The sequence below is a fragment of the Azospirillum sp. VT-I1 genome (assembly GCF_055698305.1).
The window spans coordinates 879,899-892,714 of record NZ_CP168802.1; the positions used below are offsets into that span (position 1 = coordinate 879,899).

Consider the following 12,816-nt stretch of genomic DNA (forward strand, 5'->3'; position numbering starts at 1 on the left):
TAACCGCGATTTCGACGGCGCCGTTCCCCGATCCTGGCCTTCGTCCTCCACGGACCGAAGGCGTCCAACAGTCAAATCTCGATCAGCGCATATGGCCGGCCGCTGTCCTTCGGGATGGTCTGCGCCACATTGTAGACCGGCGTGCCGCGCAGCGTCGTTCCCGAATAGGTGCCATGGTGGGCATGGCCGTGGGCGATGGCGCGGACATTGTCGAAGCGGTCGATGGTCTCGGCCAGCCGCGAAGAGCCCAGGAACGGATAGATCTCCGTCGGCTCCCCCTCCACCGTCGCGGCGACGGGGGCATAGTGCAGCACCACGAACACCCGTTCGGTGTCCAGCTGCCGCAACGCGCTTTCCAGCCGCATCGCCTCGTTCACCGCCTCGTGGACGAACTGCTTGATGGCCGGTTCGCCGAAGCTGTCCAGCATCCGGTTGCCGAAGCCGCCGCCGAAGCCCTTCACACCGGCGAAGCCCACCCCGCCGATCTCCTGCGGAGCGCCGTCGAGGAACCGCACGCCGGCCTGGGTCAGGATGTGCTGGACCTCCTCCAGATGGCCGCATTCGTAATCGTGGTTGCCGAAGACCGCGACGATGGGGATGCCGATGGCGCGCAGGGCGTCGGCCAGGATTTCCGCCTCGCGCGGCTTGCCATGGTTGGTCAGGTCGCCGCACAGAGCCAGCACGTCGGCCTTGCCGGCGATCTCCTGGAACAGTTCGCGATAGGGATACTGGGTGGTCTCCCCGACATGGATGTCGCCGATGGCGGCGACGGTCAGCCTGCGCTCAGCCATTCCCATTCTCCTTTGGCCTCTCCTTCGTGCCCTCTTCCCCGACGACGTCGGCGAAGCCCCACTGGGTGACGTCGATCAGGTAATCCTCGCGCGAGAACAGCCGGCCCCGGCAGATGCGAGTCTGCGCGACCGGCAGCTTGGCGCGCTCCTGCATCCGCTCCAGCAACTCCGCCACCAGCCAGTCGGGCACGCGGTCGCGTTCGGTCGGGTAGATGAACCGGAAGTTCAGGAGGTGGATCAGCAGCACCTCCCAATACTGCTCCATGTGGGCGAGCAGCCTTTTCCAGTCGACCTTGTCGTGCTGCTTCAGGATCAGGTGCGCCACGTCCGGTCCGTCGTACTTGTGGCGCATCTGGACGAAGGATTTGGAGAAGATCATCTCGGTCGGGGCCACCAGCCGCACGTCGGCACCGCAGATCACCGCGCGATGCTCCTCCTTGAACCAGCGGTCGTTGACCGGGTTGATGGCGACGGCCGAATTGAAGATGACGTCGAAGAACAGGTCGCCGTGCGTGACCTTGCCGATCCAGCGTTCGTCCTCGATCTCCGTCCCGAAGCCATGGTCCTGGAAGTGGCCCAGGATGCGGGGGAAATCGCCGCCGCAGCAGAAGACGTCGATGTCCTTGGTCGGCCGGTTGATCCCGGTATAGGCGCTGACCGCATAGGTCCCGCCCAGCAGGAACGGGATCCCGGACTGGGTCAGCAGCTTCAGGCTTTCGGTATAGAAGGCTTCGGCTTCCGCGGAGACGGTGGCGCTGCCCTCACGGAGTTCGCTCATGAACCACTCCCCATTACGCGCCGACGCGGCACGTTGCCCCGATACAACAGGGCAGGGGAGGAAGCGTTGCGGGGGAGGCGTCACGCCTCCGCCCCGTTCCGCAATGACCGCCGGCGAGGCCGTCAGACCCCGAAGTTCGGCTTTCCGGCCAGGATGTTGGAGGTGACGTCCTTGATGTCGCGCAGGCCGCACATCGCCATGGTGACGTCCATTTCCTTGCGGATGATCTCCAGGCACTGGGACACGCCGGCCTCGCCGCCGGCCCCAAGCCCGTAGAGGAAGGCGCGGCCGATGAAGGTGCCCTTGGCGCCCAGCGCCAGCGCCTTCACCACGTCCTGGCCGGAGCGGATGCCGCCGTCCATCAGCACCTCGATCCGGTCGCCCACAGCCTCGACGATGGCCGGCAGGGCGGCGATGGAGGAGATGGCGCCGTCCAGCTGGCGGCCGCCATGGTTGGAGACGATCAGCGCGTCGGCTCCGGTCTCCGCCGCCATCACCGCGTCTTCCGCGTCGAGGATGCCCTTCAGGATCAGCTTGCCGCCCCAGCGGTCGCGGATGCGGCGCACATCGTCCCAGTTCAGCGTCGGGTCGAACTGCTCGGCCGTCCAGGAGGACAGCGACGACAGGTTGCTGACGCCGGTGGCGTGGCCGACGATGTTGCGGAAGGTGCGGCGGTGGGTGCGCAGCATGTTGATGGACCAGCGCGGCTTGGTCGCCATGTCCAGGATGTTGCCGATGGTCAGCTTCGGCGGGGTGGACAGGCCGTTCTTGATGTCCTTGTGGCGCTGGCCGAGGATCTGCAGGTCCAGCGTCAGCACCAGCGCCGAACAGCCGGCCGCCTTGGCGCGGTCGATCAGCTTGTCGATAAAGGCGCGGTCGCGCATGACGTAGAGCTGGAACCAGAAGGGCTTGTCGGTATTCTCCGCCACGTCCTCGATGGAACAGATGCTCATCGTCGACAGGGTGAAGGGCACGCCGGCCTTGGCCGCAGCGCGGGCGGCCAGGATCTCGCCGTCGGCATGCTGCATGCCGGTCAGGCCGGTCGGGGCCAGCGCCACCGGCATCGCCACCGGCTGGCCGGCCATGGTGCTGGCCAGCGTCCGGTTGGTCATGTCCACCGCCACGCGCTGGCGCAGCTTGATCCGGCCGAAGTCCGATTCGTTGGCGCGGTAGGTCGACTCCGTGTAGGAGCCGGAATCCGCATAGTCGTAGAACATCCGCGGCACGCGCCATTCCGCCAGCTGCCGCAGATCCTCGATGCAGGTGACGGGCCGGTCGGTGAACAGGTTCGCCCAGCGCGACGGCGGCCGCGAGGAGGGCATGCGAACGGAGGTCATGGGGCGTGTCTCAACGGTTGCGCGTGAAACGAAGGGGGTGGGATTTGGCCATCCCCTCCGCGCACCGTCAAGCACGCCCTCGCCCGCCGCTTGCAGAATCCGCCCGTCCGCCGGTCAGCGCGCCGGCTTGGCCTTGCGCTTCGGCTTGGACGTCTTGGGCGGCGTCATCATGGATTTCAGGGCCGCCGACTGGTTGCGCTTGGCCGCCGACATGGCGGCGGTGGTCCACATGCCGGTGGCACGGTTGGCCCAGGACAGCCAGGCGCTCATGAAGGGATTCTTGGCCATGGCGGGACGACTCCGGGACGGTTGGGGTGCCGACTCAACAGCGGCGGCGGAGTGTTTGTTGCGGCGCACACGGCTTGGCCGGTCCTGTGCGCAAATTTTCAGCGAATTCGCCGCATTCTTAGGCAATCGCATGATCTCGGAGCAGCCGGCTTGCGGTGTGGAAGCCCTTCTCCCCTTGTGGGAGAGGGGCCTGTTTTTGCTGGCATATGCGTTGCTTAACCGGTGACGGGTGCAGCGCAGGGAGATCGGGCCGGATGGCTAGGCAGCGGGAAACCAAGGACGGCGGGGCGGACACCGCAGCCGCGCGGTTTCTGCGCGCCGCCAAGCTGTGCCGCATCCGCGACGTCGAACAGCTTCTGGCCGTCAGCGCCCTGGTCCGCGACATGGGCGGGCTGATCCACGCGCTGCAGAAGGAACGCGGCGCCTCCTCCATCTATCTCGGCTCCAGCGGCAAGCGCTTTGCTGAGGACCGTGCCCGCTGGCAGGCCGACGCCAAGGCGCTGGAGGCGGTCCTGCGCGACCGGCTCGACCATATCGACGAGCAGCTCGGCCGCCTCGGTTCGGGGGCGCAGTTCTACAACCGCGTCGCCATCGCCCTGCATGCGCTGGACGGGCTGCCGGCGCTGCGGGAGCAGGTGGCGTCGCTGGCGCTGGTGCCGCAGGACGCCGTGAAGTCCTTCACCGACATCGTCGGCCACCTGCTGGCCGTGGTGTTCGAGGCGGCGGACATCGCGGCCGACCCGGCGATCTCCCGCGCGCTGGTGGCGCTGTTCAACATCGTGCAGGGCAAGGAATTCGCCGGGCAGGAGCGGGCGACGGCCAGCGCCGGATTCTCGCGCGGGCGGTTCGACGGGGCGGAGCATGGCCGCCTCGCCCAGCTGATCGACGCGCAGAACCGTGCGTTCCGCATCGTCGCGGAATTCGCCGACCCGGCCCACGTCGCCGCCTTCCGCGCCGCCCTGTCCGACCCGGCGGTGGCGGAGGTGGAGCGGATGCGGGCGGTGGCGCTCGGCGATGGCGCCCGCCATGGCGAACTGGCGGGCATCACGCCGGAGTCCTGGTTCGAGCAGGCGACGCGGCGGATGGATCTGCTGAAGACGGTGGAAGACCGGCTGACCGAGGATCTGCGCCTGCTGTGCGAGGCGAAGCTGGCCCAGGCGCGCGCCGACCTGGAGCAGGCCGATTTGCGCGGACATGACGCGGTGATGCCGGTCGCGATGGTGCTGATGGACGCCGACCCGGCCCTGCCGGGGCAGGACGGCGCCGGGCTCTATGCGCCGGACGGGCTGCGGCCGAAGCTGATGCGCTCCGTCCTCGACGTGGTGCAGGCGCAGTCACAGCGCCTGCGCGACGTCAGCCTGGAGCTGGAGACCGCCAAGGCGGCGCTGAACGAGCGCAAGGTGATCGACCGCGCCAAGGGCCTGCTGATGTCCACCCGCAACCTGTCGGAGGAAGAGGCCTACAAGCTGATCCGCAAGACGGCGATGAACCAGAACAAGCGCATCATCGAGGTCGCCGAGGCGATCCTCAGCATGTCCGACATCCTGCGCGGCGTGACGGCGGGCGGGGGCGGGGCGGGCGGAGGCGGGGCGGCCGGCTGAGGACGCCCCTTCCTACTGCACCGTCCGCACCGGCGAGAAGGGCAGGCCGGCCTGATCCAGGGCGCGGTCGATGACCTCCTCCGACTTCTGGTCGAACAGCTGCAGCAGCAGGTCGTCGACCATCCAGTCGTTGGTGGGGGTGCAGGCGGTGAACAGTTCGCTGATGACCTCCGACTGGAAGTCCTCGCGGCGGTCCTCCTCACCCTCATACTCCATCCGCTTGGCGACGCCGACCGCGACCTGGAAGGGATGGGTCAGGCCGGGGGCGACGGTCGCCTTCTTCAAAAGCGCCGCCATGCCCAGCTCGCCGTCATCCCAGGCCAGCCGGCGGGCGTTCTCCGCCGGGATGCCGGCGCGCAGCGCCATGCCGGCGACGAACAGCGACAGGTCGCCTGCGCACAGCGCGCGGAACAGCAGCACCGGCGTCAGGCGGCGGTTGGCGTGCAGCCACTGGATCACCGAATCGATGTCCTCCGCCCCGCGCAGCACCGGGCGCAGCAGACGCATGGTCGCCGCCTCCCGCCCGCGCTCCACCAGCCGTTCGACCAGCTCGCGCGACAGCCCGTGCGCCTGCATCAGCGTGGTGCGCATGCTGTCCGACACGAAGGCGACCACCCGCTCCACCATCGCCAGCGACAGGCCGGGGCGGGTCGCCGCCGCCTCGCTGACCATGCGGACCCGGCCGAAGCGGTCGAGCGCGCGGTGCATCGCGCTGTCCGGCACGTCGGCCCCATCGTTGCGCAGCAGGGCGGTGACGGCGACGACGTTGCCGCGCTCCGCGATGGCACCCGATACGCGGGCCGAGACCTTCGATCGGCTGGCGACCGCCACATGCTTGCCGGAATCGGGATCGGACAGGACGTCCAGCAGCAGGTCGTCGGTCAGGCCCGCCGCGTCGCGCAGGATCGGGAAGGCCACCCGCCCGACGTCGCGGACCAGCCGTTCGGCCAGATCCTCGGTCAGCAGCGGGCTGTTGCGCAGCTGCCAGGCCACCGCCTCGCGCACCGCGACCTGGGCGTCGCCGGCGAAGCAATGCACCACCTCGATCGCCAGCGACCGTTCGGCCGGGCTGAGTGCGCCGGCCTCCAGGTCGTGGAACAGCTTGTTCATCGTCTCGATCCGCGTCTCCGCGGTGGGCGAGGTCAGCAGCCGCTCCACATCCCGCGACGACAGGGCGTTCGGGTTGGGCGCGTCCTGCTGGGGAGACTGCGGTTGGGCGGCGTGTGGCATGGGGGCACCCGGCTGCGGCATCGGTCGAAAACCCATCAGTCGAAATCGAGGCAGGAGTAGCGGACCATGTCGCCCCACAGCCGGTCGAGCCGGCGGAGCGTGCGGTAGCTGGCCTTCAGGTCGCGGGCCTCGGTCTCGTTGCGCACCAGCGCCTCGGCCTGCGCCTGCTCCATCCGCCGCAGCCCCTCCCAAAGCTCCCGCCCCTTGTCGGTCAACTGGAGCCGCGCGGTGCGCCGGTCGCGCTGATTGGCGGCGCGGTTGATGTAGCCGGCATCGACCAGGATCTTCAGGCTGTAGGACGCGTTGGAGCCCAGGTAATAGCCGCGCTCCATCAGGTCGCGGACCGACAGCTCGTCCTCGCCGATCAGCATCACCATCAGCGCCTGCACCGGGCCGATGTCCTCGATGCCCTGCTTTGACAAGCCGACGCGCACGACGTCCAGGTAACGCCGGTGCATCCGCTCGATCAGACGCGCCATGCCATGGAAGTCGGCGAGGTCGAGGTCCTCGCCGGGCTTCCTGGCGGGATCGCCGCCCGGCTTGCCGTCCGGTCCCGGTTCGGGCGCGTCGTCGTCGTCCCAGTTCAGGTTGCTCATCGCGTCCATGATCCCGGCTCTACCATTGCCGCCATCCTTCTCGCCTCTGCCTTATTCCGCCGCGGCGGCGAGGCCGCGGAAACCATGCGGGTGCGCGCTGCGCCAGGCCCAGGCGCCGGCGATGATGCTATCCAGGTCGGGAAAGCGCGGCTGCCAGCCGAGGTCGCGGCGGATGCGCTCCGACGAGGCGATCAGCACCGGCAGGTCGCCGGGGCGGCGCGGACCGATCTTCACCGGAACCGTCCGGCCGGTGATGCGCTCCACCGACGAGATCACCTCGCGCACGCTGTATCCGGTGCCGTTGCCCAGGTTGTAGCGGACCGACCGCTCCTCCAGCACGTCCAGCACCCGCAGATGGGCGTCGGCCAGATCGCAGACATGGATATAGTCGCGGATGCAGGTGCCGTCGCGGGTGTCGTAATCGTCGCCGAAGATTTCGATGTGCGGACGCTTGCCGGTGGCGGCGTCCATCACCAGCGGGATCAGGTGCGTCTCCGGGCTGTGGTCCTCGCCCAGCCTGCCGTTGGGATGCGCCCCGGCGGCGTTGAAGTAGCGCAGGCAGGCGGAGCGCAGCCCATGGCAGCGGTCGGCCCAATGCAGGGCGCGCTCGATCATGAACTTCGATTCGCCATAGGGGCTGCCGGGGTCGATCGCCTCGTCCTCGTCGATGGGGATGCGCTTGGGCGAGCCGAACAGGTTGGCGGTGGAGGAGAAGACCAGCTTCATCACCCCGGCCTTCACCGCGGCGCGGATCAGGTTCAGCGAGGTGACGGTGTTGCCGTGCAGGTAGGCGTGCGGGTCGCGCATCGATTCGCCGACCACCGACAGTGCCGCGAAATGGAACACCGCGTCGAAGCGCCACTCCGCGAAGACGCGGGCCAGCGCCGCCTCGTCGGCGAGGTCGGCCTGGACGAAGGCGGCCTCGGGCGGGACGGCGGCGGCATGGCCCTGGCGCAGGTTGTCGAACACCACGACGCGATGGCCATGGTCGAGAAGCTCCGCCACGCAATGGCTGCCGACATAGCCGGCGCCGCCGGTGACGAGAACGGTCTTCGGGTTCGTCATGGATCAGGTTTCCTTGAACCGAAATTCGGGCCGCGACCGATTGCGGGCGGCCGGCATGGTGGAAGGAAAGGGGGCGGGGCAGGGGCGGGCTGGGGGAGGCCCGGCGCCCTGCGCAATTCATCGCGACGCAGCATGCACGATAACCCAGCGCTCTGACCAGATGGCTGGAAACCCCACCCAAAATGGCATAAGACCTTAGGTGAATGCCGGATTTACTCAATTAAATCAGCTGTTTGCAGGCGACGATATACCTCTTTTGCGGAAACTGGAAAGGGGTGGGACCCGAAACTTGTCACACGTCTCTAAAATGTCCCCGGTGTAAAGCTTAAGCGTGCCAAGTCCGTCGGCGCTTCCCCCCGCGTCTGGATTTGTCCTTCACATAGGCAGCCGTTCCTCATGGATCGGCCGCACCCGGCTTCCCCCGGCCGGCTTCCTGTCCCGCGTCCCGTCGCCGCCGGCAGCCTTTTCCGTTTCCCCGCCCTCCCGAGTTCCAGCGCCGCCTCGATCGGCCAATCCTCCATCAGGAAGGATCGAAGATGAGTTCCGTGGATCGGCCCCTGCTGACCCAAGCCTACCGGAAGATCGGGCACGGCCTGCTGCTGGCCGGCATCCTCAGCCTGTTCGTCAATGTGCTGATGCTGGTGGTCCCGCTCTTCACCATGCAGGTCTACGACCGCGTGATGAGCAGCCGCAGCCTGGAAACGCTGACGATGCTGGCGATCATCGCGGTGGGGGCGCTGGCGCTCTACGGCGTGCTGGACTTCATCCGCGCCCGCGCCTTCCTGGTGACCAGCGCCGTGATCGCCCACCGCTTCAACGTGCCGGCGCTGGAGGCGTCCATCGTCGATGCGCTGTCGGGCGGCCCGCGCAACGCAGCGCAGACCATGCGCGACCTGAACGACCTGCGCGCCTTCATGACCAGCAGCGCCGTCACCGCTCCGCTGGAACTGGTCTGGGCGCCGATCTTCCTGGTGATCCTGTTCCTGCTGCACCCGGTCTACGGCTTCCTCGCCATCGGCTCCGCGCTGGTCCTGATGGTGATGGGGGTGCTGACCGACGCGCTGACCCGGCGGCCGATGGCCGAGGCGAACGAGGCATCGGCCCGCGTCTTCGCCGACATCGCCGGGACCGTCCGCCATGCCGAGGCCATCGAGGCGATGGGGATGCTGCCGGCGCTGGCGCGGCGCTGGCAGGCGGCGCAGAGCGGATCGGCCGGCATGATCGACCGCGGTGCTACGACCTCGCGCGCGCTGGCCGCGGCGTCGCGCTCGCTGCGCCTGATGCTGCAGGTCGGCGTGATCGCCGCCGGCGCCACGCTGGTCATCGACAATCTGGTGACCCCCGGCAGCATGATGGCTGCGAGCCTCATCACCGGACGGCTGCTGCAACCCTTCGAACAGCTGGTCGACGGCTGGCGCCAGTGGGTCAAGGCGCTGGAGGCGCACCGCCGCATCCGCGACCTGCTGAACAACGGGGCCTCCGCCCGCTCGACCATGCCGCTGCCGACGCCGCAGGGAAAGCTGACGATCGACCGCGTCAGCCATGTGCCGGCCGGCCTGAACCGCCCGGTGCTGCGCAACGTCTCCTTCGCCGCAGAGGCGGGAGAAGTGCTGGGCATCATCGGCCCGTCCGGCGCCGGCAAATCGACGCTGGCCCGCCTGCTGGTCGGCGTCTGGCAGCCGACGGCCGGCGGCATCTATCTGGACGGCACCAGCACCTACCTGTGGGAGCGCGAGAGCTTCGGCAAATATGTCGGCTATCTGCCGCAGTCGGTGGCACTGCTCGACGGCACCATCGGCGAGAACATCGCCCGCATGGCCAACGCCGATCCGGCGGAGATCGTCCGCGCCGCCCGGCTGGCCGGCGTGCATGAGATGATCGGCCGCCTGCCCTTCGGTTATGACACGCCGGTGGGCGAGAGCGCCTTTTCCCTGTCCGGCGGCCAGCGGCAGCGCATCGCGCTTGCCCGCGCGCTGTTCGGCCGGCCGCGGCTGCTGGTGCTGGACGAGCCGAACTCCAACCTCGACCATGAGGGCGAGCAGGCCCTGCTGAACGCCATCCACAAGGTGAAGGCCGACGGCACCACCGTGGTGATGATCGCCCATCGCCCCTCCATCGTCGCGGTGGCCGACAGGCTGGTGGTGATGAAGGAAGGGGTCGTCGAGCATTTCGGCGCCCGCGCCGACGTCCTGAAACTGGTGCAGCCGGCCGGGGTGCCCGCCGGCGTGACCCGCCTCGTCCGCAGCGGAGAGCAACGATGACCAGCGAAACGCCTGCATTGACGACCCCAACGGTCTGGACGGCGACCATCGACGCCGTTCCCGCCGAACCGTCGCTGCGCAACACCGCGCTGGCCGGCGCGATGGCCGTTCTGGTCGGTTTCGGCGGCTTCCTGACATGGGGTTTCACCGCCAGCCTGGACAGCGCAGCGTTGGCCGCCGGCACGGTGATGGTGGAAAGCCACCGCAAGACCGTCTCCCACCTGGAAGGCGGCATCCTGCGCGACCTGCTGGTCAAGGACGGCGACCTCGTGCGGGCGGGCCAGGTGCTGCTGCGGATGGATTCGACGCAGAGTCAGGCGGTGGTGTCGCAGCTGCAGGGCCAATACTGGACGGCGCTGGCCCGGCTCGGCCGGCTGCGGGCGGAGCAGTCCGACGGTCCGAAGCCGCTGTTCAACGAGGATCTGGTGAAGGCGGCCCGCGACAATCCGGTCGCCGCCGAGGCGATGGCGGTCGAAGAGCGGCTGTTCCGCTCCCGTCTGGACAGTTACGAGGCGCAGATGGGCATCCAGCGCCGGCAGATCTCCCAGCTGCGGGATGAGATCGCGGCGCTGGAATCCCAGCGCGTCGCCACCGCCGACCGGCTGCGCTACACCCGGGACGAATTGCAGGTGGTGCAGGGCCTGCTGGCGAAGGGCTATGAGCGCAAGCCGCGCCTGCTGGAGCTTCAGCGCAACGTCGCCGATTCCGAAGGACGGCTGGGCGAGCTGATGGCGAACAAGTCAAAGGCCGAACAGGCCATCGCGGCGGCCGAGCTGACCATGATCAACCTCGGCAACACCCGCCGGTCCGAGGTGGCGGTCGATCTGCAGACGGCCCAGGCCAGCGTTTCCGACCTGTCGGAACGGCTGCGCAGCGCCGACGACATTCTGCTGCGTCAGGCGGTCACCGCACCGCAGGCGGGACGGGTGACGGGCCTGCGCTTCTTCACGACCGGCGGCGTCATCCCCGCCGGCGCCGGCATCCTCGACATCGTGCCGCAGGACGACGCCATGATCGTGGAGGCCCGCGTCTCTCCCCACGACGTGCAGAATGTGGAGGTCGGCAGCAAGGCGATGGTGAAGCTGACCGGCTATCGCCAGCGTACGGTGCCGCCGGTGGCGGGGCAGGTGCTGTCGCTGTCCGCCGACCAGCTGCAGGACGAACGCACCGGCGCCTATTATTTCGCTGCCCGGATCAGCATGGATGCGGCGGAGTTGAAGGCGCTGCCCGATGTCGACCTGCATCCGGGCATGCCGGCGGAGGTCATGATCCACGGCCATGCCCGCCGCGCCATCGACTATTTCCTGACGCCGCTGACCGACGGCATGCAGCGGGCCTTCCGGGAGAAGTAACGCCACGCCCGTCCCCCCGGCCCTCCCCCGTTGGGCCGGTGCGGGCTGGGGCCGCCGGCATGGGTGTCCATCCCCCGCAAGCGGTCCCGTGAAAGGGCCGGCGTCCCCCGCGCCGGCCCTTTTGCAGTTCGAGGACGGGTTCATGACGCTTTTACTGCATCAAATTCCGTCTTTACTTGCATACCGGAGTATTTGCGGCGATCTCGCTGGCAGCGGGACTGTCGCCTTCGTCCGGTCATGAAAGCGGTTCGCCATCGGCTCCGGCCGCTGGGCGCGCCCGTGGCATTGTTTGGGTGAACTGATTTTTAAAAACCATCTCTTAACCAAGAGAACTTTTCCTGGTGATCCCGTGGGTTGACGGCAATCCAGAGTTTGGAAGTGAGTCTGACCAACATTTTTTAAAACGGGAACTGCTTAGAAATTCGAAGCAATTCAGACTAACTCTCTTTTTGAAAATACAGACAATACGTTTTTCTGTGAGATTCTTCTGTTCTGACTCAACTTTTTCTTCCCACAGCCCCTCTTTTATCACACTATCCCCTCGAAAGATTTGGTTACACCGAAAGGCAAGCTCAGCCTTTCGAGCGAGGCCGAAAGACGGCCCAAAAATCCCAATCACATCGCAAGGAGACACCTACGATGGCTACGGTTCCTGGGGGCAATTACGACGTGCAGTTCGGCACGAACCATGACGATCTGCTCGCCGGCGGGCAGGGGAACGATCTGTTGCTGGGGGGCAACGGCTCGGACACCCTGCTCGGCGGTGCCGGACACGATGCTCTGTTCGGGGGGAACGGGGCGGACGTGATCCATGGCGGCGCGTCGGCGGATATCCTGCTGGGGGGCAACGGCAGCGACATCATCGACGCCGGTTCGGGCGACGACATCATCCTGGGGGGAATGGTGACGACGTGCTGATCGGCGGCGCCGGCCGCGACCTGCTGGACGGCGGCAACGGTCACGACGTGCTGTCTGGGGGTGACGGTGACGACGTTCTGAACGGCGGCAACGGCAACGACACGCTGTTCGGCGGCGGCCATAACGACATCCTCAACGGCGGCAAGGGCGACGACCTGCTGCGCGGCGGCACCGGCCACGACGTTCTGAACGGCGGCGACGGCAACGACACGCTGTTCGGCGACGAAGGCAACGACCGCCTGGAAGGCGGCAAGGGCGACGACCTGCTGATCGGCGGCGCCGGCCACGACGTCTTCATCTTCTCCGGCGGCGGCGGCCAGGACGTGGTCCTGGACTTCAAGGCCGGCGAGGACGTCCTGCAGATCGCCCGCAACATCAACGGCCTGAAGGTGACCGACGCTGCCGATCTGGCCGCCCGCGTCACCGACCAGCATGGCGACGCCGTGATCGACCTCGGCCATGGCGACAGCATCACGCTGAAGGGTGTCTCGGCTGCGGACATCCACAACCACCCGAACGACTTCTTCGTCATCCACTAACCGTCCGCTGCTTCCTAGGCAGTGAATGAAAAGGACGGACCGGTGGCGTCAAAGCCGCCG

10 protein-coding genes and 1 pseudogene are annotated in these 12,816 nt (G+C 67.7%); 4 read left to right on the forward strand and 7 right to left on the reverse strand.

Annotated elements, in window-relative coordinates:
* Positions 1-71: 71 nt before the first annotated feature.
* The 4 genes from AB8P05_RS17965 to AB8P05_RS17980 all read right to left on the reverse strand — a co-directional run bounded on the left by AB8P05_RS17965 (position 72) and on the right by AB8P05_RS17980 (position 3,194).
* Complete coding sequence (locus AB8P05_RS17965; RefSeq protein WP_455173788.1) at positions 72-791, reverse strand: metallophosphoesterase family protein; 720 nt, start codon at positions 789-791, stop codon at positions 72-74.
* Complete coding sequence (locus AB8P05_RS17970; protein ID WP_455173789.1) at positions 784-1,569, reverse strand: nucleotidyltransferase family protein; 786 nt, start codon at positions 1,567-1,569, stop codon at positions 784-786. Before AB8P05_RS17970 ends, AB8P05_RS17965 begins: the two co-directional genes overlap by 8 nt.
* Before the next feature lie 122 nt (positions 1,570-1,691).
* Entirely contained in the window at positions 1,692-2,891 is a 1,200-nt protein-coding gene (locus AB8P05_RS17975; RefSeq protein WP_472760126.1) for an alpha-hydroxy acid oxidase, read from the reverse strand.
* A gap of 129 nt (positions 2,892-3,020) precedes the next feature.
* A complete protein-coding gene (locus tag AB8P05_RS17980; protein WP_455173790.1) occupies positions 3,021-3,194 on the reverse strand; it encodes a hypothetical protein in 174 nt (57 codons plus the stop codon).
* A gap of 254 nt (positions 3,195-3,448) precedes the next feature.
* Here AB8P05_RS17980 and AB8P05_RS17985 point away from each other — a divergent pair, with 254 nt between their 5' ends.
* Positions 3,449-4,795: a nitrate- and nitrite sensing domain-containing protein gene (locus AB8P05_RS17985; protein ID WP_472759629.1), complete on the forward strand. Its 1,347-nt coding sequence runs from the start codon at positions 3,449-3,451 to the stop codon at positions 4,793-4,795.
* 12 nt (positions 4,796-4,807) lie between these two features.
* On the opposite strand, the gene AB8P05_RS17990 is transcribed toward AB8P05_RS17985, so the two are convergent.
* Genes AB8P05_RS17990 through galE form a run of 3 tightly spaced genes read right to left on the reverse strand, consistent with a single transcriptional unit; the run spans position 4,808 to position 7,686 of the window.
* Positions 4,808-6,025, reverse strand: coding sequence for a DUF2336 domain-containing protein (locus tag AB8P05_RS17990; RefSeq protein WP_472759630.1), 1,218 nt, complete (start codon positions 6,023-6,025; stop codon positions 4,808-4,810).
* Between the two features lie 35 nt (positions 6,026-6,060).
* Positions 6,061-6,621, reverse strand: a complete 561-nt coding sequence (locus AB8P05_RS17995) for a MarR family transcriptional regulator (protein WP_472759631.1) — start codon at positions 6,619-6,621, stop codon at positions 6,061-6,063.
* 51 nt (positions 6,622-6,672) lie between these two features.
* A complete protein-coding gene (gene galE, locus AB8P05_RS18000) occupies positions 6,673-7,686 on the reverse strand; it encodes a UDP-glucose 4-epimerase GalE (RefSeq protein ID WP_455173794.1) in 1,014 nt (337 codons plus the stop codon).
* Between the two features lie 536 nt (positions 7,687-8,222).
* Between galE and AB8P05_RS18005 the strand changes: the two genes are divergently transcribed.
* The 3 genes and pseudogenes from AB8P05_RS18005 (at position 8,223) to AB8P05_RS18015 (ending at position 12,756) form a co-directional block, all read left to right on the forward strand.
* Positions 8,223-9,947: a type I secretion system permease/ATPase gene (locus tag AB8P05_RS18005; RefSeq protein WP_472759632.1), complete on the forward strand. Its 1,725-nt coding sequence runs from the start codon at positions 8,223-8,225 to the stop codon at positions 9,945-9,947.
* Positions 9,944-11,299 (forward strand): HlyD family type I secretion periplasmic adaptor subunit, encoded by a 1,356-nt coding sequence (locus tag AB8P05_RS18010; RefSeq protein WP_472759633.1) that lies wholly within the window; start codon positions 9,944-9,946, stop codon positions 11,297-11,299. The genes AB8P05_RS18005 and AB8P05_RS18010 overlap by 4 nt, the downstream gene beginning before the upstream one ends.
* Before the next feature lie 639 nt (positions 11,300-11,938).
* Positions 11,939-12,756: pseudogene (locus tag AB8P05_RS18015) on the forward strand (calcium-binding protein).
* Positions 12,757-12,816 lie beyond the last annotated feature (60 nt).

Excerpts from the sequence above, each read along its gene's own strand:
- AB8P05_RS17990 (WP_472759630.1), bottom strand. The coding sequence starts at position 6,025 with ATGCCACACGCCGCCCAACCGCAGTCTCCCCAGCAGGACGCGCCCAAC.
- AB8P05_RS17975 (WP_472760126.1), bottom strand. The coding sequence starts at position 2,891 with ATGCCCTCCTCGCGGCCGCCGTCGCGCTGGGCGAACCTGTTCACCGAC.
- AB8P05_RS17980 (WP_455173790.1), bottom strand. The coding sequence starts at position 3,194 with ATGGCCAAGAATCCCTTCATGAGCGCCTGGCTGTCCTGGGCCAACCGT.
- AB8P05_RS17965 (WP_455173788.1), bottom strand. The coding sequence starts at position 791 with ATGGCTGAGCGCAGGCTGACCGTCGCCGCCATCGGCGACATCCATGTC.
- galE (WP_455173794.1), bottom strand. The coding sequence starts at position 7,686 with ATGACGAACCCGAAGACCGTTCTCGTCACCGGCGGCGCCGGCTATGTC.
- AB8P05_RS17995 (WP_472759631.1), bottom strand. The coding sequence starts at position 6,621 with ATGAGCAACCTGAACTGGGACGACGACGACGCGCCCGAACCGGGACCG.
- AB8P05_RS17970 (WP_455173789.1), bottom strand. The coding sequence starts at position 1,569 with ATGAGCGAACTCCGTGAGGGCAGCGCCACCGTCTCCGCGGAAGCCGAA.
- AB8P05_RS18010 (WP_472759633.1), top strand. The coding sequence starts at position 9,944 with ATGACCAGCGAAACGCCTGCATTGACGACCCCAACGGTCTGGACGGCG.
- AB8P05_RS17985 (WP_472759629.1), top strand. The coding sequence starts at position 3,449 with ATGGCTAGGCAGCGGGAAACCAAGGACGGCGGGGCGGACACCGCAGCC.
- AB8P05_RS18005 (WP_472759632.1), top strand. The coding sequence starts at position 8,223 with ATGAGTTCCGTGGATCGGCCCCTGCTGACCCAAGCCTACCGGAAGATC.